This window comes from Rhodocyclaceae bacterium (assembly GCA_020248265.1).
GTDB lineage: Bacteria > Pseudomonadota > Gammaproteobacteria > Burkholderiales > CAIKXV01 > CAIKXV01.
This window is the reverse complement of sequence record JADCHX010000008.1, coordinates 19,037-40,767: the sequence shown is the minus strand read 5'-3', so window position 1 is coordinate 40,767 and position 21,731 is coordinate 19,037. Positions and strand designations below refer to the sequence as shown.

The 21,731-nt window shown below is 68.1% G+C and carries 18 protein-coding genes; 6 read left to right on the top strand and 12 right to left on the bottom strand.

Going from position 1 to position 21,731, the window contains the following annotated elements; genetic code table 11:
- Positions 1-16: 16 nt before the first annotated feature.
- From ING98_08665 to bchF, 9 genes are all read right to left on the bottom strand, one after another.
- Entirely contained in the window at positions 17-742 is a 726-nt protein-coding gene (locus ING98_08665; GenBank protein MCA3101931.1) for a PH domain-containing protein, read from the bottom strand.
- Positions 739-1,500 carry a photosynthetic reaction center subunit H gene (puhA, locus tag ING98_08660; GenBank protein MCA3101930.1) on the bottom strand — a complete coding sequence of 254 codons (762 nt, stop codon included), beginning with the start codon at positions 1,498-1,500 and terminating at the stop codon, positions 739-741. Before puhA ends, ING98_08665 begins: the two co-directional genes overlap by 4 nt.
- 51 nt (positions 1,501-1,551) lie before the next feature.
- On the bottom strand, positions 1,552-3,018 hold the full coding sequence (locus ING98_08655; protein MCA3101929.1) for a BCD family MFS transporter: 1,467 nt from the start codon (positions 3,016-3,018) through the stop codon (positions 1,552-1,554).
- Complete coding sequence (locus ING98_08650) at positions 3,015-3,743, bottom strand: magnesium protoporphyrin IX methyltransferase (protein ID MCA3101928.1); 729 nt, start codon at positions 3,741-3,743, stop codon at positions 3,015-3,017. The genes ING98_08655 and ING98_08650 overlap by 4 nt, the downstream gene beginning before the upstream one ends.
- Before the next feature lie 17 nt (positions 3,744-3,760).
- Positions 3,761-4,687 carry a ferredoxin:protochlorophyllide reductase (ATP-dependent) iron-sulfur ATP-binding protein gene (locus tag ING98_08645; protein ID MCA3101927.1) on the bottom strand — a complete coding sequence of 309 codons (927 nt, stop codon included), beginning with the start codon at positions 4,685-4,687 and terminating at the stop codon, positions 3,761-3,763.
- A 66-nt stretch (positions 4,688-4,753) separates the two neighbouring features.
- Positions 4,754-8,677, bottom strand: a complete 3,924-nt coding sequence (locus ING98_08640; protein MCA3101926.1) for a magnesium chelatase subunit H — start codon at positions 8,675-8,677, stop codon at positions 4,754-4,756.
- Complete coding sequence (locus ING98_08635) at positions 8,649-10,316, bottom strand: ferredoxin:protochlorophyllide reductase (ATP-dependent) subunit B (protein ID MCA3101925.1); 1,668 nt, start codon at positions 10,314-10,316, stop codon at positions 8,649-8,651. Before ING98_08635 ends, ING98_08640 begins: the two co-directional genes overlap by 29 nt.
- 7 nt (positions 10,317-10,323) lie before the next feature.
- Positions 10,324-11,622, bottom strand: coding sequence for a ferredoxin:protochlorophyllide reductase (ATP-dependent) subunit N (locus ING98_08630; protein MCA3101924.1), 1,299 nt, complete (start codon positions 11,620-11,622; stop codon positions 10,324-10,326).
- Positions 11,619-12,152 carry a 2-vinyl bacteriochlorophyllide hydratase gene (bchF, locus tag ING98_08625; protein MCA3101923.1) on the bottom strand — a complete coding sequence of 178 codons (534 nt, stop codon included), beginning with the start codon at positions 12,150-12,152 and terminating at the stop codon, positions 11,619-11,621. The genes ING98_08630 and bchF overlap by 4 nt, the downstream gene beginning before the upstream one ends.
- Positions 12,153-12,344: 192 nt before the next feature.
- On the opposite strand from bchF, the gene ING98_08620 reads away from it, so the two are divergent.
- From ING98_08620 to ING98_08595, 6 genes are all read left to right on the top strand, one after another.
- Entirely contained in the window at positions 12,345-13,472 is a 1,128-nt protein-coding gene (locus ING98_08620; GenBank protein MCA3101922.1) for a cobalamin B12-binding domain-containing protein, read from the top strand.
- Positions 13,473-13,506: 34 nt separating this feature from the next.
- Complete coding sequence (gene ppsR / locus ING98_08615; GenBank protein ID MCA3101921.1) at positions 13,507-14,934, top strand: transcriptional regulator PpsR; 1,428 nt, start codon at positions 13,507-13,509, stop codon at positions 14,932-14,934.
- A gap of 109 nt (positions 14,935-15,043) precedes the next feature.
- Positions 15,044-15,934, top strand: coding sequence for a chlorophyll synthase ChlG (gene chlG / locus ING98_08610; GenBank protein MCA3101920.1), 891 nt, complete (start codon positions 15,044-15,046; stop codon positions 15,932-15,934).
- Entirely contained in the window at positions 15,931-17,334 is a 1,404-nt protein-coding gene (locus ING98_08605) for a BCD family MFS transporter (protein MCA3101919.1), read from the top strand. The genes chlG and ING98_08605 overlap by 4 nt, the downstream gene beginning before the upstream one ends.
- A 61-nt stretch (positions 17,335-17,395) precedes the next feature.
- Positions 17,396-18,673: a geranylgeranyl diphosphate reductase gene (locus tag ING98_08600; protein ID MCA3101918.1), complete on the top strand. Its 1,278-nt coding sequence runs from the start codon at positions 17,396-17,398 to the stop codon at positions 18,671-18,673.
- 68 nt (positions 18,674-18,741) lie between these two features.
- Positions 18,742-18,966 (top strand): hypothetical protein, encoded by a 225-nt coding sequence (locus tag ING98_08595; GenBank protein ID MCA3101917.1) that lies wholly within the window; start codon positions 18,742-18,744, stop codon positions 18,964-18,966.
- A gap of 16 nt (positions 18,967-18,982) precedes the next feature.
- Here the strand turns inward: ING98_08595 and ING98_08590 are convergent, their stop codons facing one another.
- Genes ING98_08590 through ING98_08580 form a run of 3 tightly spaced genes read right to left on the bottom strand, consistent with a single transcriptional unit; the run spans position 18,983 to position 21,705 of the window.
- Entirely contained in the window at positions 18,983-19,783 is an 801-nt protein-coding gene (locus tag ING98_08590; protein MCA3101916.1) for a sulfite exporter TauE/SafE family protein, read from the bottom strand.
- Complete coding sequence (locus ING98_08585) at positions 19,780-20,823, bottom strand: threonylcarbamoyl-AMP synthase (GenBank protein MCA3101915.1); 1,044 nt, start codon at positions 20,821-20,823, stop codon at positions 19,780-19,782. Before ING98_08585 ends, ING98_08590 begins: the two co-directional genes overlap by 4 nt.
- The gene (locus ING98_08580) at positions 20,824-21,705 is read right to left on the bottom strand and encodes a phosphoribosylaminoimidazolesuccinocarboxamide synthase (GenBank protein MCA3101914.1); all 882 of its coding nucleotides are present in this window, start codon (positions 21,703-21,705) and stop codon (positions 20,824-20,826) included.
- Between the last annotated feature and the right edge of the window lie 26 nt (positions 21,706-21,731).

Genomic DNA, 21,731 nt, shown 5'->3' with positions numbered 1-21,731 from the left:
TCGTGCGGTTCTGGGATCAATGCGCCGGCAGGGCGCCAGCGGTGCCGACTTGCGGCGCCGGGGTCCGGCGCGGTGCGGCGGCGGCAGCCTGTATCGCCACAGGCGCCGTCGTGGCTGCGCTGCCGGTGGCGGCGGCACCGGTGGCCGCCGACCAGGCCTGTACCAGCAGCCCTGCGACGGCAGCCGCATCGGGTACGCTGCGCAGCATCGGCTCCGGGTGCCTCATGCGCCACGGACGGGCATGCGGCCAGAGGTTCAGGTAGCCGATGTGGTCGGACGCCGGCAGCAGCACCGCGATGTCCCCGCTGCCGTCCCGGTCGAGCCGCAGGTCGGCGTTGCGCAGGGTGCGCAGCGGCAGGTTGAAGGTCAGCGTGAGCACGATGCCGATGCGCATCACCAGCCGCTTGTCGGTCAGGGTGTAGACCGTTGTCCGGCTGGTCATCCAGGCAAGCGAAGCGAGCATGGCCAGCGCGAACAAGGGAACGGGCGCGAGCCACAACAGATCGATGAGGGCATCGCCGACCGCCGCGCCGTCCGACACCAGCAGCACGCCGCGCAAGGCGAGGATCAGCGCGAAGTACACGGCAAGCTTGCGCACATGGAACACGCGCAACGCCACCCCACGCCATTGCGGCGATGCCTGCCAGAGGATGCGCTCGGAGGCGGGCAACGGCTCCGGCAGCCCGAACTGCGGCTCGAGTTCGTGCTCGTGCCCGTTGTATGCGTCGCGGCTGTTGCTCATAGCAGGGCTTCCGCGCGGTCGGGAGTCGCGTACAGGGTGCCCGCGCCGTAGAACGCGCTGATCTTCTCGTCCTCGAGCATGGTGATCAGGTCGGGATGGCGCGTCACCGGTGCCTGCGCGATCTGTGCACCGAGTACCGCCTCGACCTTCACGCTGTCGCGGCCGATGCGTACGAACAGCATGGGGATCAGCACGTTGCGTGCGGCACCCGGCACTTCGATCTCGAGGAAGCGGAAAGCCATCTCCATGCGGTCGACCCAGAGATCCTTGACGACACCACCGGCCACGCCGTCGGCACCGATGACCTGCATGCCACGCGGATCGCGGTCCTGGCGCGCGATGGCGAAGCCTTCTGCCGTGCGCAGCGGAACGATCTTCGGCTTGCCGTGTTCGTCGGGCTCGGGTACGTCGGCACGCTGCGCGTAGGCACCGGGACCGACGCCGGCCAGCAGCGGATTGCCGGTCGGCACCAGCGGCGCGCCGATCCACGAATGGTTCGGCTCGGCACTGATAGCCGGTTCCTTCTTGTCCGGATTCGGCACGACGACCGTCGACCCGTCCGCCATCAGGTAGGTCTTCGGATCCGGTACCGGCCAGCCGGTGATGGTGCCGCGCGAGTGGCCGTCGGTCTCCATCGGATAGCCTTCGCGATGGTTCTCGCGGATCAGGTAGTAGATCAGGCCGAAGAAGAATGCCCAGAACATATACAGCACGAGCTGCGCGACGTCGACGTATTGCGTTATGGCGCCGGTTCCCATGTTTCGCTCTCCTTGTTGCGGACGTTCCGCTTCGGGTGATGACTGCTTCGATCAGCCGGGCAAGCCGGCCATTCCGAACTTCGATGCCGCCTCGCGGCGGGTTTTGCCAACCGGCCGGACGAGGGGCCCGAGCGCGATCAGCGTTGCAAACAGCAGATAGATCTCGATGTGCCAGACGAAGCTGTATCCGGTGGTGGTGCTCATCAGCGCCTCGCCCAGAAGGCCCTGGGTGGCGACATACGAGACCACGTCCCGGATCGCGCCGCCGAGTGCGATGGCGACCCCCGCGCAGGTCGCTTGAACGGCACCCCATGCGCCGAGGGCGAGGCCGACATGCTCGCGGCGCTCCATGCCCATCGCCGCGCACAACGTGCCGACCGCGAACAATCCGCCTCCGAATCCGATCAGGAGGGTGCCCGCCCGGAACAGCAGCGGGGACTCGAGCGGCGCCGAGAACACGACGGCGGCGAACGCCGGAAGCCCGAGCACGGCACCGAAGGCGGCCACGCGCATCGCGTCCGCGCCGCGGGTCAGCACACGAGCGGCCAGCGCGAAGGCGGCGAGGGAGCCGCCGGCGAGCACCGCGGTCAACCCGGAGGTGGCACCGACCGACAGATTCAGCACTTCGGCACCGTAGGGTTCGAGCACGATGTCCTGCATGTTGAACGCCATCGTGCCCAGGCCGACGGTCCACAGGAAGCGGCGCGCCTGCGGCTGCGCGATGAACATCCGCCAGGTCGCGCGGAAGCCGGGCGCATCGGCCGTGCGGTCGCGGTTGCGGCCCGGATCGCGCGGCTCCTGCTTCCACAGGGCGACAACGTTCAGCAGCACGCTGAGCACCGCAGCACTCTGGATCACCTGCACCAGGCGGGTCTCGGAGAAGTTCGCGAGCGCCACGCTGTAGACGACGCCGGCACCGACCATGCCCGCCAGCAGCATCACGTACATCAGTGCGACCACGCGCGGCCGGGTCTCCGCCGACGCAAGGTCGGTGGCCAGCGCGAGGCCGGCGGTCTGGGTGGTCTGTACGCCGGCCCCGACCATCAGGAACGCCGCCGCCGCACCGATGTGGCCAAGCCAGATCGAACCCGGCTCGCCGCGGCCGGTCAGGAGCAACAGTGCGAACGGCATGATCGCCAGCCCGCCGAACTGGAGGCACGAGCCCATCCAGACATACGGCACCCGGCGCCAGCCGAGCGCCGAGCGATGGGTATCGGATCGGAAGCCGACCAGGGCGCGCAACGGTGCGACCAGGACCGGCAGCGACACCATCAGCGCGACCAGCCAGGCGCCCACGCCCAGTTCGACGATCATCACCCGGTTCAGCGTGCCCACCAGCAGCGCGATCGCGATGCCGACGGAAACCTGGAACAGCGACAGCCGCAGCAGTCGCGACAGGGGCAGGTCTGCGGTCGCCGCATCGGCGAACGGCATGAAGCGCGGCCCGAGCGTCTGCCAGTTCGGCGCGAGCTTTCGGCTCAGGCCGTAGGCACGCTGGGCGAGCGACGCGGAAGTCATGCGCGCACCAGCTCCATTGCCTGGGAAATGTAGAAGCTTCGGGAGATGCGCCGGGTGCGGCCGTTCTGCCAGCCGGCAAGTGCCGGATCGGTCGCCACCGCACGGCGCAGGCGCCGTTCGGATACCGGCTCGATCATCGGCGATCGGTCGCCGCGCGGGAACAGCTTGCCGACGCCGATCAGCATGGTCAGCAGCGGGGTACGCGGTGCAAAAGTGAACACCATCGACCTCGACGTGCGCTCGGCCAGTGCCGCCAGGACCGAGATGACGTCGTCGTTGTCGTAATGGATGACCGAATCCATGCCGACCACATGGTCGAACGAGCCGAGCGCCGGGTCGAGCATGTCGCCGGAGCGGAAGTCGATCGTGCCACTGCCACCGCCGGAGCGGTTTCGTTCGGCGATATCGGCCGGCAGGCGCTCACGGGCCAGGCCGACCAGCGTCGGCGAGAGGTCTATTGCCACGACTTCAGCGCCACGGCGGGCGGCTTCGACTGCGAGTGCGCCGGTGCCGCAGCCGGCGTCGAGCAGCCGGCGTCCGGTCAGGTCTGCCGGCAGCCAGCCGAGCAGGGTGCTGCGCATCTCGTCGCGTCCGGCACGCACTTTAGCCCGCACGCCGCTCACCGGCGCATCGGAGGTCAGCCGCGCCCACGCCTGCACCGCGGTTCGATCGAAGTAGGTCTCGATCTGTCCGCGCCGCTGCTGGTAGGAACTCGCAAGGCTCATGGTCGTCTCGCCCTCGGTCAATCGAAGCCGAGCAGATCGAAGATGTCGCGGTCACGCATCGGCGTGGCGACCAGCGGATCGGTGCCCTGCCAGAGCTGCGCGGCCAGGCGCAGGTACTCCTGCTGCACCGCTTCGACTTCGGGCGTGGCGTCCATCTCGAAGAGGGTCGACTTCTTCAGGCGGCTCTTGCGGATCACGTCGAGCGCCGGAAAGCGCGCCATGGTCTTGAGGCCCACGACGTCGTTGAACTTGTCGATCTGGTCGGTCGCATCGCTGCGGTTGGCGATCACGCCGCCGAGCCGCACGTTGTAGTTCTTCGACTTCGCCTGGATCGCGCCGATGATCCGGTTCATCGCGAAGATCGAATCGAAGTCGTTGGCGGTGACGATCAGCGCACGGTCGGCATGCTGCAGCGGCGCCGCAAAGCCGCCGCAGACCACGTCGCCGAGCACGTCGAAGATCACCACGTCGGTGTCCTCGAGCAGGTGGTGTTCCTTCAGCAGCTTCACGGTCTGGCCGACCACGTAGCCGCCGCAGCCGGTGCCGGCCGGCGGGCCACCTGCCTCGACGCACATCACGCCGTTGTAGCCCGGGAACACGAAGTCTTCAGTGCGCAGTTCCTCTGCATGGAACTCGACCGACTCGAGCACGTCGATCACGGTCGGCACCAGGCACTTGGTCAGGGTGAAGGTCGAGTCGTGCTTGGGGTCGCAGCCGATCTGCAGCACGCGCTTGCCGATCTTCGAGAACGCGACCGAGAGGTTGGACGAGGTCGTGCTCTTGCCGATGCCACCCTTGCCGTATACCGCGAACACCTTCGCGGTACCCAGCTTGATGTTCGGGTCCATCTGCACCTGGACGCTACCCTCGCCGTCGGCACGCGACGGTACGGTCTTCGAGTTGCGTGTCTTGAGTGCGCTCAGCGGTACGGTGACGGTGTCCATGGATTCCTCTCCTCCTGCGGGCCCCAGGGCCCGCGCTGCGTGCGGGTTGTTTGCTGCCGGCCCGGGTCAGGCCGCTGCGCCGAGGCCTATGCCTTCGACGCGGTCTTCGAGTTCCTCTCCGGCGCGGCGCAGTGCATCGAGCGTCGCTTCATCCGGCTGCCAGTAGCTGCGCGCATGCGCCTCCAGCAGACGATTCGCCACCTTCGCCGAGGCGGTCGGGTTGAGCTGCGCGAGGCGTTCGCGCATCTCGGGGTCGAGCAGGAAAGTCTGGGTGATCTGCTGGTACACCCAGGGTGCCACCTGGCCGGTCGTCGCGGACCAGCCCATCGTGTTCTTCACATGCTCTTCGATCTGGCGAACACCTTCGTAGCCATGCTGCAGGAGGCCTTCGTACCATTTCGGATTGAGCATCCGGGTGCGCGCCTCGAGCGAGACCTGCTCGGCCAGTGTGCGCACCACGCCGTCGCCGCGTGTCTGGTCGCCGATGTAGACCGGCACGGCATGGCCGCCCTGCGCGCGCTGCACCGCCTTGCTGATGCCCCCCAGCGTGTCGAAGTAGGTGTCCTGCGTGGTCACACCCAGTTCGACCGACTCCAGGTTCTGGTAGGTCAGCGCGACATCGGACAGCACGCTCTTGAGCAGCGCCGCCTGCGGCACCGGCCGGCCGCTGCGCCCATAGGCGAAGCTCTTGCGCCGGGTGTAGGTCTCGGCCAGTTCGTCTTCGTCTTCCCAGCGGCTGTTGTCGATCAGGAGGTTGACGTTGGACCCGTACGCGCCGTCGGCGTTGCTGAACACGCGCAGCGCGGCGGTCTCCAGGTCGCAGCCGTTGGCCTTCTGGTAGGCGACTGCATGCCGGCGCACGAAGTTGAGGTCGTCCGGCTCGTCGGCCGAGGCGGCCAGGAACGATGCCTCGGCCAGCAGCCGCGTCTGCAGCGGAAGCAGGTCGCGGAAGATGCCCGACAGGGTCATCACGACGTCGATGCGCGGACGACCGAGCTCGGCCAAAGGGATCAGTTCGGCACCGGTGAGGCGACCGTAGCTGTCAAAGCGCGGGCGGGCACCGATCAGGGCGAGCGCCTGGCCGATCGGGGCACCCTCGCTCTTCAGGTTGTCGGTACCCCAGAGCACCATTGCGATGGATTCCGGGAACGGGTTGCCGGCATCGATGTGGCGCGCAAGAATGCGCGCTGCCTGCCGCGCTCCGTCCTGGACCGCGAACGTACTGGGCAGGCGGAACGGATCGAAGCCATGGACGTTGCGGCCGGTCGGCATGATCCCCGGCGTGCGCAGCAGGTCACCGCCGGGAGCCGGGCGCACGAAGCCACCGTCCAGAGCGTGGACGATCGCCGGCACTTCGTAGTCGCGCGCGAGCAGCTGGTCGGTCACCGCCAGTTCGCGGTAGAGCGTCTCGACCGCGATGTCGGCATCGGCGGTCACCTTCAGTGCCGCCGCCACGCTGCGGTCGATGATCAGGCGGTCGGCCGCATCGGCGTCCTTGCCGGCCTTGCGCTGGTTGGGTCCTGCCTCCCGCACCATCGCCTCGAGCGCGACGCGCGAGGGATGCGCACCATGTGCCGCTTCGGCCACGGCCATCAGCAGGTCGACGCGCTCGGCTTCGGACGGCACCTGGCCGACGACATGCAGCCCGTGCGGTATCCAGGTCTGTTCGAGTTCCAGCACCTGCCGTCCGAGGCGCGTGATCTCGGACTCGGCACTTCCGAGCCACTGCGGCTCGGCGGGCGCGAGGTCGAGCCCGGCAGCCTGGGCCTGAATCAGCGTCGCCAGGTCGGCGGCCTGCACAGCCGCTTCCGGCGGCAGCGCGCGCCACTGCTCTATCGAGGCCTTCAGGTCGACCAGGCCGCGGTACAGGCCCGCATTGGCCACCGGCGGCGTCATGTAGCTCAGGAGGGTGGCGGCTGCACGGCGCTTGGCGATCGTGCCTTCCGACGGGTTGTTGGCGGCATAGAGGTACAGATCGGGCAGTTCGCCGAGCAGGCGGTCGGGCCAGCAGGCAGCCGACAGGCCGCTGTGCTTGCCCGGCATGAACTCGAGCGCGCCGTGGGTACCGAAGTGCAGCAGTGCATGCGCGCCGAAGTCCTCGCGCATGAAGCGGTAGAACGCCGAGAACGCATGCGTGGGGGCGAATCCCTTTTCGAACAGCAGGCGCATCGGATCGCCCTCGTAGCCGAACGAGGGCTGCACGCCGACAAACACGTTGCCGAAGCGCTCGCCCAGCACGAAGATCGAGGCGCCGTCACTCTGTGCGCGGCCCGGCGCGGGGCCCCACTGGCGCTCGATCTCGTTGAGGTAGCGCTCGCGCTTCACATGGTCGTCCGCGCTGATGCGTGCGTGCACATTCGCGTCGGCGCCGAAGCGCTGCGCATTGCCATGGATGATCCTGTCGCGCAGCTCGTCGACGCTCGCCGGCAGCTCGACCGTGTAGCCGGCCTCGCGCATGCCGCGCAGCGTGTGGTGGAGCGATTCGAACACGGCGAGGAAGGCTGCCGTGCCGAGGTTCGCCGCGTTCGGCGGGAAGTTGAACAGCACGATGCCGACCTTGCGCTCGCTGCGCGCAGTGCGACGCAGGGCGACCAGCTTGCCCACGCGTGCCGCCAGCCGCTCGGCACGCTCGCTGCAAACGTGCATGTCGCGCGACTGCTCGGTGGTGGAGAACGTGCAGTGCCGGTCGCAGCCGTTGCACGGCTGGCCGGACGCGCTGGAGCGGCCGCCGAACACCATCGGGCCGGTCGCCCCGTCGATCTCCGGGATCGCGACCATCATCGTGTTCTCGACCGGCATCAGCCCGCGCTCGGACACCGCCCACTGCTCGAGGGTCTGGAACTCGACCGGGTGTGCAGCGACGTAGGGGATATCGAGTTGCGCGAGCATGTCCTCGGCGGCGCGCGAATCGTTGTAGGCCGGGCCGCCGACCAGCGAGAAGCCGGTGAGGGAGACCAGAGCATCGATCGTCGGGCGCCCATCCTGCATGAAGAAGGCTTCGATTGCCGGGCGCGCATCCAGGCCGCTGGCGAAGGCCGGCACCACGCGCAGGCCCTGCGCCTCCAGCGCAGCGATCACGCCATCGTAGTGCCCGGCGTTGCCGGCGAGCACGTAGGACCGCATGATCAGGACGCCGACCGTACCCGACTTGCCGCCCGTCCTGGGCAGGCCCGCCGTGGAGTCGGAGATGCGCCCCTTCATCCGCGGATGGTAGACGCCGGTCTCAGGGTACTCGCAGGGGGCGAGCGGGTTCACGCGGCCGCGCAGGATGGTGCGTGGTCCCTCGGCGTATCGGTCGACCAGGTAACGCACCATGTTCACGACGTTGTCGTCTGAACCGGCAAGCCAGTACTGCAGGGTCAGGAAGTACGCGCGAACGTCCTGTGCCGTGCCCGGGATGAAACGCAGGATCTTCGGCAGCCGGCGCAGCATCTTCATCTGCTGCGCACCGCGCCCACCCGCGTTGGCGCGGTTGTTCTCGCCATCCTTGCCCGCGCTCGATCCGCGCAGCTTCTTCAGCAGGGCCATCGGGCCGCTGGCTGGCTTGCTCATGTCGAAGCGCCCCACTCGGGTGAGCTTCATCACCTCGCCGGCAGACATGCAGACGATCATCGCGTCGCAGCTTTCGCGGCGCGCGGCGAGCGCCGGCATCACCATCCTGATATGGTCTTCCATGAACATCATCGTCACGATGACGATGTCGCCCTGCGCGATATCCGCGTGGCAGCGCTCCAGCGCCTGCGGGTCATCGCCCCACTCGGAGGCTGCATGCAGCGAAAGCGCCAGCCCGGGCAGTTCCCGGCGCAGGATGTGCTGCGCGCGCTCGGTGACGCTGGCGAGGTGGCTGTCGAGCGTGACGATCACGACACGCACCGGCACGGCTGCACTGGTGCGTGCCTCGGCCGAGACACGCGCGTTGGCGCGGCCTTCGGCGATGAGTGACAGGCGCGTAGCGCGCCCTTCAGCGACCAAAGTGGGCTTTAGCTTCATAGAGCGTCTCGACCGTGATCTGGGCCAGCCCGCGCTCGCGGGCGAAGCGTTCGGTGTTCCGGCGTGCCTTGCCGCGCACGAAGAAAGGAATCTTCTTCAACTCGAGCTCGCCGGCACCGGTCCAGACCGGGTCGGCTTCCGCGACGGCTAGCGCGATGTCCCCGGCGGCAGGTGCGCCGACTGCGGCGTGCGCTGCCGCATCCGGCACGGCAGGCTGCACGTCCGCCACCGCGACACTCGCCGCCGCGCCTGCCGGCCGTGCGACGGCAGGCAGGTGCGACGGCTTCGCGCCGTCGTTGAACTCGAAGTCGTCGCGGAACATCTGCAGCAGGTGTTCCTCGAGGCCCATCACCAGCGGATGAACCCAGCTGTCGAACAGCACGTTCGCGCCTTCGAAGCCGAATACCGGGCTGTATCGTGCCGGTACATCCTGTACGTGGATCGGCACCGATATGACCGAACAGGCGATGCCCAGCCGTTTGGCGATGTGGCGCTCCATCTGCGTGCCGAGCACCAGTTCCGGCGCGCAGTCGCCGATCGCCTTCTCGACTTCCAGGTAGTCGTCGGTGATCAGGGCGTCGACGCCGTAGAGCTTCGCCGCCTCGCGAACCTCGCGCGCGAACTCGCGGCAGAAGGTGCCGAGGCCGACGACGGTGAAGCCCATCTCTTCGGACGCGATGCGCGCCGCCGCCACGACGTGGGTCGCGTCGCCAAAGACGAACACCCGCTTGCCGGTCAGGTAGGTCGAGTCGACCGAACGGGCATACCAGGCCATGCGCGACTGCGACCCGGCGAGCGAAGCCACGCCCGGGTGTTCGCGCGACAGCACCGGGTCGGCGCTGACACCAGCCAGCGCAGCCACTTCGGCGACGAAGGCCCGGGTGCCATTGATGCCCATCGGCGTGGTCCTGGCATACGGCATGCCGAAGGTACGTTGCAGCCACGACGACAGCGTGCGCGACACTTCCGGATACAGGCAGACATTGAAGTCGGCGTCGGGCAGGCGCTTGAGGTCGTCCGGCGAGGCGCCCAGCGGCGCAACCACGTTGACGTCGATGCCGAGCTCGCCGAGCAACCGGGTGATCTCGACGACGTCGTCGCGGCAACGGAACCCGAGCACCGTCGGCCCGAGCAGGTTCGCCTTCGGACGCACGCCCTCGGCGCGCGCCGCGCGCACGGCACCGGGCGCGGGGATGCGGTCGGCGAGCAGTGTTCGCGCCAGCTGGTAGAAGGTCTCTGCAGCGCCCCAGTGTTCCTTCTTCGAGTACGCCGGCAACTCCAGCGGCACCACCGGGACCGGCAAGCCGAGCGACTCTCCCAGATGGCCGGCCTGATCCTGCAGCAGCTCTGCCGTGCACGATTCACCGACCAGCATCGCCGTCGGCTGGTAGCGCTCGAACGCCTCGGCGACGGCAACCTTGACCATGTCGGCGGTGCTGCCGCCGAGGTCGCGCGCCTGGAACGTGGTGTAGCTCACCGGCGGACGCTTGTCCTGGCGCTCGATCATCGTGAACAGCAGGTCGGCGTAGGTATCGCCTTGCGGTGCATGCAGCACGTAGTGCACGTCGCGCATCGAGGTGGCGACGCGCATCGCACCGACATGCGGGGGGCCTTCGTAGGTCCACAGGGTCAGTTGCATCGCGGGCTCAGACAGTCAGTCGGCTGCGCCGCTCTAGCGGGCGCACGAAAACTTCGGCGAGGTCCGCGGCCTGGTCGTAGCCGTGGATCGGAGTGAACACCAGTTCGATCGACCATTTCGTGCTCAGGCCCTCGGCCTCGAGCGGGTTGGCGAGGCCCAGCCCGCAGACGGTGATGTCCGGGCGTGCGGCACGGACCCGCTCGAGCTGCAGGTCGAGGTGCTGGCCTTCGGACAGGACGAAGTCCTCAGGCAGCAGGTCGAGCTCGGCGGCGACCATCTGCCGGTCGAGGTAGGGCGTACCGACCTCGACCAGGGTCATGCCCATCTCGCGCGACAGGAAGCGTGCGATCGGAATCTCGAGCTGGGAATCGGGCATCAGGAACACCGATTTCCCGGCGAGGCGCGGACGATAGCGTTCAAGCGCGCGGTTGGAACGTTCGATCAGCGGCCGGGTGACCTCGTCGAACCGGTCCTTCGCGACGCCCCAGGCAGCTGCCGCCGCGGCGAGCCAGGCGGTGGTGCCCTCGGCGCCCAGCGGATATGGCGCCTGGATCAGCTCGGCACCGCGCGCACCCAGCGCACGCACGGTCTCGCCGTTGAACGGCTGCGCCAGCAGGAGCCGCGTGCCGGCACCCACCGACGGCAGATCCGCAGCGCGGCGGGCCGGGAAGAAGGCGACCGGGCCGATACCCAGCTGCTCGAGTACCCGTCGGAACTGGTCTTCGACCACGTCGGCGACGCATCCGACCACCAGCAGCTGCGACGCGTCGTCCTTCGGCAGCACCGGAACCATCGCGCGCAGTGCCGCGTCTTCACCCTGGGTGAAGGTGGTCTCGATGCCGGAACCGGAGTAGTTCAGCACGCGTACCTTCGGAAACAATTGCGCGTTCAGGCGCTCGGCAGCCTTCGCAAGATCTAGCTTGATCACTTCGGACGGGCAGGATCCGACCAGGAACAGCGTGCCGATGTCGGGGCGACGGGCCATCAGTTCGACGCAGATGCGGTCGAGTTCGTCGTTGGCGTCGGCCAGGCCGGCCAGGTCGCGATCGCTCAGGATCGCGGTGCCGAAGCGCGGCTCGGCGAAGATCATGACGCCGGCAGCCGACTGGATCAGGTGCGCGCAGGTGCGCGAGCCGACGACCAGGAAGAAGGCGTCCTGCATCTTCCGGTGCAGCCAGACGATTCCGGTGAGTCCGCAGAACACCTCGCGCTGGCCGCGCTCGCGCAGCACCGGGATCGTGCGTTTCGCCGGCGCAGCGGACGCACATCCGGCCTGCGACAAGGGCAGGACGCTGAGGTCGGTCATTTCGCCAGACTCCCAGCTACCGTCATCGATCCGTGCTGAGTGAGCGATTGCTCACCCTCTTTCGCAGCCTGCATGCGCGCGGCGCGCAACTTCAGGACAAACTGGCCGGCATTGATCACGTAGGTGACGTAGGCAACAAGCGCCAGCAGCATCAGTTCGCGCGGGCCGAGCGCACCGGTAGCCAGCGCGACCAGGTAGGCCGTGTGCAGCGCCAGCACGGCCATGCTGAATACGTCTTCCCAGAAGAACGGGCGGGCAAACAGATACACGCCGAACACGACCTTCTCCCAGATCGCGCCGGTGATCATGATCGCGTAGAGGGTCAGGGTCTTCACGACGATCGAGACCACGGCGATCTCGTAGCCCTCGCCGGTGGCCAGGTAGCGCAGCACCAGGCCGAGGCTCACCAGGAAGACCAGGAACTGGACCGGGGCGAGCACGCCCTGCACCAGCGTCCACGGAGACGCGTCGCGGCGGCGGCGCTCCTCGGCGGTGTACAGACCGGCAGTCGTGTGGACGAGCGCGCTCATGCTTCGACCCGCCCCCCGTCCCCTGCTTCCCGCATCTGGTTTCTCCGCGTCTGGATGCCCGGTTCCGGGCGCTGTTTAACGGCAATCTAGACGCGTCGCAATGCGATGTCAACTTTTAGTTACGTCTAAAGTGCTTGACAAGTGTAAAGCCGATTTGTTCTCATTTGACCTCTCGCGCCACTGGCGTATCGTGTGGGTTCCGGATCCAGCATTCGTCCGGCCCGAACGTCGGGAAGAAACCCGTTCGCTCGACAGAATAATCAGCCCGGACAGGCAGCGTCTCGTGAACTGGACACTGTCGGTATCGACGCTGAAACATCGTCGGAAGTGGGTTCCCGTGATGGGAATGGGCAAATACCGTTGCGCGGCCTTGATCGGACTGCGCGGGTGCGAGAGACGGAGGGGTCGATGACAGGCGCGCGAAGTGACGACAACGATCGGGACTACGAAGGCGGGCAGGTGCGGGAGCAGGTCCATGCGGGCGAGGCGTTCGACGTACTGTCCCGCCATGGGTCGGGATCGACCGACGCCAGCGAACGACGTATCGCCGGCCTGGTGCGTACCATCGAGGGGGAAATCATTCCCCGCCTGATGCTCGCCCACGCCGCCCGCGGCCAGGAACTCGTCTCCGCGTCCGGTGCGTCCACTCGCCAGATAGAGTCCGAACAGGTAGACGCGCTGGTCCACGCCGTGATGACGCAGGACACGGAAGCGGCGCTTCTTCTGGTCCGCGCGCTCATCCACGGGGGAGTGTCGCTGGAATCGATCTACCTCGACCTGCTGAGCACGGCGGCACGCAGGACCGGCGAGATGTGGGAAGCCGATGTGTGTTCGTTCACCGACGTGACGATCGGTCTGTGGCGGCTGCAGGAAGTCATGCACGAGGTAGGCATGGCAAATGCGATCCCGCCGCGTACGGCAGAGCCGCCGCATCGCGTACTGCTGCGCCAGACACCCGGCGAACAGCACAGTTTCGGACTCAACATGGTGGCGGAGTTCTTCCGCCGCGCCGGCTGGCAGGTTCACGACGACTCCAGCGAGGCAGGGACGGATCCGGTCGACAACGTACGCGGCCGCTGGTTCGACGTCGTCGGACTTTCATTATCGGGAGAACGTCACCTCGACGTGCTCGCGACCACGATTCACGCGATCCGCAAGGCCTCGCGCAACCGGGGTGTCGGCGTGATGGTCGGCGGCCCATTGTTCATCGAGCATCCCGACTTGGTTGCACGTGTGGGCGCCGATACCACCGCCAATGACGGACGTCAGGCGGTGCTTCAGGCGCACAGCATGATCGGGTTGCTTGCCCGTTGCGGATAGTGCAGCAGGGCGGCAGTTCCAGGGAGTCTTGAACTTGGCAGTCGAGGCAGCACGGCAGTTCCGGTCTCCGAAACGTTCCCTTGGCGAACTCGACGCCGAGGCGGCGGCAGCGCTCATTGCGGTCGCGACCGATGTCGCGCTGGTGATCGACGTCGGCGGGGTGATCCGCGACCTGGCCGTGGGCAGCGACGAACTCGCGGCCGAGGGCTATGCCGACTGGATCGGCCAGCCGTGGGTCGACACGGTGACCGCAGAAAGCCGCCGCAAGGTCGAAGAGATGCTGCGCGATGCCGGCAGCAAGGCACCGGCCCGGTGGCGCCACGTGAACCAGACGTCGAGCCGCGGCGACGAAATGCCGATGCTCTACTCGGCCGTCCAGGTCGGAACCAAGGGACGGGTGATCGCGGTCGGCCGCAACCTGCGTTCCATCGCCACGCTGCAGCAGAAGCTGCTCGACGTCCAGCAGTCGATGGAACGCGATTACCTGCGCCTGCGCCATGCCGAGACCCGCTACCGGCTGCTGTTCCAGATGGCTGCCGAGGCCGTCCTGATCGTCGACGCCGGCACGCAGCGGGTGGTCGAGGCCAATCCGGCTGCGGCGCAACTGCTCGAGGAGACCGCGCGCCGGCTGGTCGGCCGCCCGTTCCCAGAAGGTTTCGATGCACCCAGCACGCAGGCCCTGCAGTCGCTCCTCGCGGCCGTGCGCGCCGCAGGCAGCGCTGACGAAGTTCGCGTGCGGCTGCTGGAAGGCCGGCGCGAGTTCATGGTCAGCACGTCGATGTTCCGCCAGGACAACGCGTCACTGTTCCTGGTCCGTCTGTCCCCCATAACCACCGAATCGGGAGGTGGTCCGATGCCGCGTGCACAAACCAGGCTGTCCGACATTGTCGATACTCTTCCCGACGGTTTCGTGGTCACGGACGTCGAAGGGCGCATCCTGACCGCGAACCGTGCCTTCCTCGACGTGGTACAGCTCGCCACCGAAGAGCAGGCGCGCGGCGAATCGATCGAGCGATGGCTGGGGCGACCCGGCGTCGACCTCAACGTGCTGCTCGCCAACCTCAAGCAGCACGGCTCGGTGCGCATGTTCGCTACTACGCTGCGTGGCGAGTACGGTACGAACACGGAAATCGAGATCTCGGCGGTGTCCGCGCCGAACACGGAGCCGCCCTGCCTCGGGTTCACGGTGAGGAACATCATGCGCCGTCCGGTGGCAGAGAACCGCAGCAACCATTCGTTGCCGCGCTCGGTCGAGCAACTGACTGAACTCGTCGGCCGGGTCTCGCTGAAAGAACTGGTGCGCGAGACCACCGACGTGATCGAACGCCTGTGTATTGAAGCCGCGCTCGAGCTCACCGGCGACAATCGCGCCTCGGCCGCCGAAATGCTCGGGCTGAGCCGGCAGAGCCTTTACGTGAAGCTCCGGCGCTACGGATTGGGCGACCTGGCACCGGATGCCTGAGTTTCGGGAATGGCGGAATCCCGACATTTCCCGAGGTTGTCGATCAGGTTTACAGTAGAGCTGTAAATTAAAGTTGACTACTCGCGCCGCCACTTGTAGTGTGCTGGCGATGAATGCGCCTGCGCCCAGAGCGGTCCTGGAACTGCTCAAGCCGATCACCTGGTTCCCCCCGATGTGGGCGTTCGGTTGTGGCGCCGTATCGTCGGGAATGCCTGCATCCGGCAAATGGCTCACGGTCGCCGCAGGCATCCTCCTGGCCGGTCCGCTGGTCTGCGCGACGAGCCAGGCGGTGAACGACTGGTTCGACCGCCATGTCGACGCGATCAACGAGCCGAACCGCCCGATTCCGTCCGGCCGCATCCCCGGCCAGTGGGGCCTGTACATCGCGATCGTCTGGACCCTGCTGTCGCTCCTGCTCGCCTGGTGGCTCGGCCCGCTGGTGCTCGCAGCCGCCTCGATCGGGCTGGTCCTGGCATGGATGTACAGCGCACCGCCGTTCCGGCTGAAGCAGAATGGCTGGTGGGGCAACAGCGCGGTTGCACTGAGCTACGAAGGCCTGCCGTGGATCACCGGGGCTGCCGTGATGCTGGCCGGCGCCACGCCCGACCTGCGGATCTTCGTGCTGGCCGCACTCTACAGCTTCGGCGCGCACGGCATCATGACCCTGAACGACTTCAAATCGGTCGAGGGCGACCGTCAGATGAAGCTCGGCTCGCTGCCGGTGCGCCTGGGGCCGGAACGCGCGGCGCGCCTCGCCTGCGTCGTGATGGCGCTGCCGCAGTTCATCGTCGTCGCGCTGCTGTTCTCCGGCTGGGGCCAGACGCATCACGCGGTGATCGTCTCGATCTTCCTGGCGGTGCAACTCGCGCTGATGGTCCGCCTGCTGAAGGATCCACGCAAACTGGCACCCTGGTACAACGCGACCGGGGTCAGCCTCTACGTCCTGGGCATGCTGGTCAGCGCCTTCGCGCTGCGCCACGGGCTGCCTGATCCCGTATGAACGCGACCGCAGGCAACGGACTCGGCTGGCTGGGCATCGCCCGGCTCGGACTGGTACAGACCGCATTGGGTGCGATCGTCGTGCTCACCACGTCGACGATGAACCGGGTGATGGTGGTCGAACTCGCGCTGCCGGCGATGCTGCCCGGGGCGCTGGTCGCGATGCACTATGCCGTGCAGCTGCTGCGTCCGCGCCTGGGCTATGGGTCCGACGTAGGCGGCCAGCGCACGCCGTGGATCATCGGCGGCATGGCCCTGCTCGCGCTGGGCGGCATCAGCGCATCGATCGCCACCGCACTGATGGCCACCCATCAGGGCATGGGTGTCGCGCTCGCGGTGGTGTCCTTCCTGATGATCGGCATCGGCGTCGGCGCGGCCGGCACCTCGCTGCTGACGCTGCTGGCCAAGCAGGTGGCGCCGGAGCGGCGCGGTGCCGCGGCCACCATCGTCTGGATGATGATGATCGTCGGCTTCATCATCACCGCCGCCACCGTCGGCCACTTCCTCGATCCGTTCACGCCGATGCGGCTGGTGACGATCACCAGTTGCGTGGCGGCGATCGCCTTCCTGCTGACGCTCGCAGCGGTACACGGCATAGAGGCCCGCCCCGGCGCGATCGTGTCGGGCAACGCGGCAGCGGCGCCGGGCAGCGCGCAGACGCCGCAGGCTTTCCGGGCAGCGCTGGCCGAAGTGTGGGCCGACACCCGGGCGCGCCGCTTCACGGTGTTCGTGTTCATCTCGATGCTCGCCTTCAGCGCGCAGGACCTGATCCTCGAGCCGTTCGCCGGCCTGGTGTTCGGCTACACGGTGGGCGAGTCGACCAGGCTTGCCGGCGTCCAGAACGGCGGCGTACTGCTCGGCATGATGCTGGTGGCGGTCGCCACCACGCTCGGCAAGCGCGGCCGCCGCTTCGGTTCGCTCGCGGCCTGGACGGTCGGCGGCTGCATCAGCTCGGCACTCGCCCTCGCGCTGCTGGTGGTCGCGGGCCATGTCGGCGGCGACTGGCCGCTGAAGCCGACGGTGTTCTTCCTCGGCGCCAGCAACGGCGCCTTCGCGGTGGCCGCGATCGGCTCGATGATGGCGCTGGCCGGGGAGGGTCCACCGTCGCGCGAAGGTATCCGCATGGGACTGTGGGGCGCCTCGCAGGCGATCGCGTTCGGGGCAGGTGGCTTCGTCGGGGCCATGCTCTGCGACCTGATCCGGGCCGCGACCGGATCGGTGGTCACCGGCTACACGACGGTGTTCGCGATCGAGGCCGTGCTGTTCATCTTGGCCGCCATTCTCGCGGCACGTATCGGCATGACGGCCAGCGCCGCTTCGACTGCAGTACCTGCGCAGCAGGCCCAGGGGTTCGAGGGCGGGCTTGCGCACGCATTGAAACCCGGACTGAACGGTCGATGAACCGTGCGTCCGCCAGCTGTTTTCTCAACGATCGACTGACGATCCCGAGGGGAGTTTCAAGATGATTGGCTCGCACGAGACGGCATCCAGGGCAGCGCGCGTCGCGTCTGCAACGGCCTGGGCGGTGGCACCGCAGCAGGCGAATTACGATGTAGTCGTGGTCGGTGGCGGGCCCTCGGGCGCCACCGCGGCGGCCGACCTCGCGCGCAAGGGCCGTTCGGTGCTGCTGATCGACCGCGCCGGCCGCATCAAGCCGTGCGGCGGCGCAATCCCCCCGGCGCTGATCCGCGAGTTCGAGATCCCCGACTCGCTGCTGGTCGCCCACGTCACCTCGGCGCGAATGGTGTCGCCGAGCAACCAGGAAGTCGACATGCCGATCGAGGATGGTTTCGTCGGCATGGTCGACCGGGATGTCTTCGATGAATGGCTGCGCGAGCGTGCCCGCGCCTGTGGTGCAGAGCGTGTGACCGGTACCTTCGACCGCATCGATCGTGGCACCGATGGCGTCGCGGTCGTGCACTTCCGTACAAAGGGCGATGACAAGTCCTCGCCGACGCACGCAGTGCGCGCACGCGCCGTCATCGGCGCCGACGGTGCACAGTCGGTGGTTGCGCGCACCGCACTGCCGGACGTGGCACCGGCACCGTACGTCTATGCGTACCACGAGATCGTCCGTTCGCCGGTCGGGGCGGATGCGGCGGCGGCGCCAAAGTTCGACCCCGCGCGCTGCGACGTCTACTACCAGGGCAAGCTGTCCCCTGACTTCTACGGCTGGGTGTTCCCGCATGGCGAGACCACCAGCGTCGGCACCGGCACTGCCCTGCGCGGCTTCTCCCTGCGCAACGCGACCAGCGCGCTGCGCGACGCGGCAGGCCTCGGCGGCGCGATGGTCGTGCGCCGCGAGGGCGCACCGATCCCGATGAAGCCGATGAAACGCTGGGACAACCAGCGCGACGTGGTGCTTGCCGGCGATGCGGCCGGCGTGGTCGCGCCCGCGTCCGGCGAAGGCATCTACTACGCGATGGTCGGCGGCCGCTTCGCCGCCGATGCCGTGCAGGCCTTTCTCGAGACCGGCCGCGCATCCGAACTGGCTGGTGCACGCAGGCGCTTCATGAAGGCCCACGGCAAGGTGTTCTGGGTGCTCGGCATCATGCAGAAGTTCTGGTACAGCTCCGATCGTCGGCGCGAGCGCTTCGTGTCGATCTGCCGCGACAAGGACGTGCAGAAGCTGACCTGGGAGTCGTACATGAACAAGAAGCTCACGCGCAAGAAGCCGATGGCCCATGTGCGCATCTTCTTCAAGGACCTGGCGCATCTGCTGGGGCTGGTGCGCGCCTGAATACCGGCATCGGCTGGCTCGACCACTGGATCACCAGCGGCGGCGCGATCGACTGGATCCTCGGGGCGATGGTGCTCGAGGTTGCAGTCCTCCTCGCTTACCGTTCCTGCACCGGGCGCGGCCTCCCAGCCGCGCAGGTGTTCACCGCAGTCGGCGCCGGTGCCGGTCTGTTCCTCGCGCTGCGCTTCGCGCTGGCCGATCCGTCCCAGACCGGGCCGATCGCGCTGTTCCTGATGGTCGCGCTGGTCGCGCACCTGATCGACCTGCGCGTACGGTGGAGCAGCCGGCCGTGAGCGAAAGCGCGACGCGTCAATCGAAGCCGTAGCTGAACATCATCTTCAGGGCCAGCCCGGTCAGCAGGACCGCGAACATCCGGCGCAGCACTACCACCGGCAGTCGGTGCATGAGGCGCGCACCGATCGGGGCGAAGACCATGCTCGCCGCCACCAGCGCCGCCAGCGCGGGCAGGTAGACGAACCCCAGCGAGCCTGCGGGCAATCCCTGGACCGGCCATCCGCTGATCACGTAACCGATCGTCCCGAACACCGCGACCGGCCAACCGATCGCCGCGCCAGTGCCGATCGCGGCGCGCACGGCCACGCCGCAATAGACCATGAAGGGCACGGTCAGGAAGGCGCCGCCCGCCGACATCAGTCCGCAGACGATGCCGATGCCGAACATCCAGAAGGTGAGCCAGGCGATACCCGGCAGCGCGCGGGCAGCCTGCGGCCGAGAACTGCGCAGCAGCTGGGCGGCACCGACCACGGCGATCACGCCATACGAGATGGCCAGCGTGCGCTGGCTGAACCAGCCACTCGCGGCGCTGGCCGCGAAGGAACCGAGCAGTATCCCGGGCACCATGCGCCTGGCCACCGACCAGTCGACCGAGCCCAGCCGGTGATGTTCACGCACGCTGGCAAATGAAGTGAACACCATCGAGGCCATCCCGGTGCCCAGGGCGAGGTGCACGATATAGCCGGGCGCCAGCGACTGCGCCGAGAACAGCGCCGACAGGATCGGGACCAGCGTCATGCCGCCACCGAGGCCGAGCAGGCCGGCGAGCAGCCCGACCAGTGCGCCGGAGAGCAGGTAGGCGGCGATCCAGATCATCGTCGGCGGCCGGGGGCGGGGACGGACGCGGCGTATGCGCCGTCGGGGCGGTCGGCGGCGGCGCGCAGCAGCCGGTCGTGCACCGCGCTCCACTGGACGTCGAGCGGCGGCTGTTCGACCACGATCACGTCGGTACCGGGTGCATCGAGTGCTCGCAGCACGGCGTAGAGGTCGTGCGCATAGGCCACCGCATCGACCGGCGCCCGGTGCCAGCGCGGCGCGCCGGGCGCGGCATCGAACAAGGGTTCCCCCGCGGTGCGCGCGAGCACCGCCACCGACTTGCCGTCGCTGCGGAGGAAGCGCGCGACCTCGGCGACCAGGTCGGGTTCCACCAGCATCACCTGCGCCTGCGGCGCGTAGTGCGAGGCAAGCGTGCCCGACGCGCGCGGCGACCTTGCATCGGGTGCGGCCGGCGGCTCGCCCAGTGCATCGGTCAACGCATCGATGCCGATCGCGCCCGGGCGCAGCAGGACCGCGCGCCCGCCGGACACGTCGACGATCGTCGATTCGATGCCGACGTCGCTGTCGCCACCGTCGATCACCGTGTGCAATGCGTCGCCGAACTCGTCGACTACATGCGCTGCCCGGGTTGCGCTCAGCCGGCCGAAGCGATTGGCCGACGGCGCGGCGATGGCACCGCTGCCCACCCGCGCGAACGCCTGCAGCAGCGCGAGCGCGACCGGATGCGAAGGCACGCGCAGGCCGATGGTGTCCTGGCCACCGGTCACGACCGTGTTCACATGCGGCGCACGGCGCAGGATCAGCGTCAGCGGCCCGGGCCAGAAGCGTTCGGCGAGGCGCCGCGCGAGGGGCGGCATCTCGGCGGCCCAGGCCTCGGCCGCGTCGGCCGAGGCGAGGTGCACGATCAGCGGGTGGTCTGCAGGTCGCTGCTTCAGCGCGAACACGCGGGCGACGGCCTGCGAATCGGCCGCGTCCGCGCCGAGGCCGTAGACCGTCTCGGTGGGGAACGCAACCACCTCGCCTGCTGCCAGCGCAAGGGCGGCCTTTTCGAGCGCCTCGGTCGTGGCCGGGACGATCATCTAGCCTGCGAGCAGGCGCAGCGCCTCGCGATACTTCTCGGCCGTCTTCGCCAGGATTTCGGGCGGCAGCTTCGGCGCAGGCGGGCGCTTGTCCCAGTTCACGCTCTCGAGCCAGTCGCGCACGAACTGCTTGTCGAACGCAGGCGGGCTGATGCCGGTACGGTACTCGGCCACCGGCCAGAACCGCGACGAGTCCGGCGTCAACGCCTCGTCGATCAGCCACAGTCCGCCATCGGCATCGGTACCGAACTCGAACTTGGTATCGGCGATGATGATGCCGCGGGCCAGCGCATGGGCCGCGGCCTCGCGGTACAGCGCCAGCGAGACCTCGCGCACCTTTGCCGCCATCGACGCGCCGATCGTGCGCTCGACTTCGTCGAAGGTGATGTTCTCGTCATGCTCGCCCTTGGGCGCCTTGCTGGCGGGCGTGAAGATCGGCTCGGGCAGCTTCTCGGCCTGGGCCAGCCCGGCCGGAAGCTTCACGCCACAGATCGAGCCGGTCTCCTGGTAGTCCTTCCAGCCGGACCCGGCGACATAGCCACGCACCACCGCTTCGACCAGCAGCGGCGTGAGCCGGCGCACCACCATCGCGCGGCCGGCGACCTGGTCGCGCTCGGACGGCGCGACGACCGACAGCGGATCGTCGGGGAGCAGGTGGTTGCGGATCACCGGGGCAAGCCGATGGAACCAGAACGTCGACAACTCGGTGAGCACCTGCCCCTTGTCCGGGATCGGGTCGGGCAGGATCACGTCGAACGCGGACAGGCGATCGGTCTGTACCACCAGCAGCCGGTTCGCGTCGATCGCATAGAGGTCGCGCACCTTGCCCCGGTGCAGGAATTCGAGGCTCTTCAGCGAGGATTCGGCCAGCGGTTTGCTCATCGGTATCAGGCCTTCAAGGCTCGGGG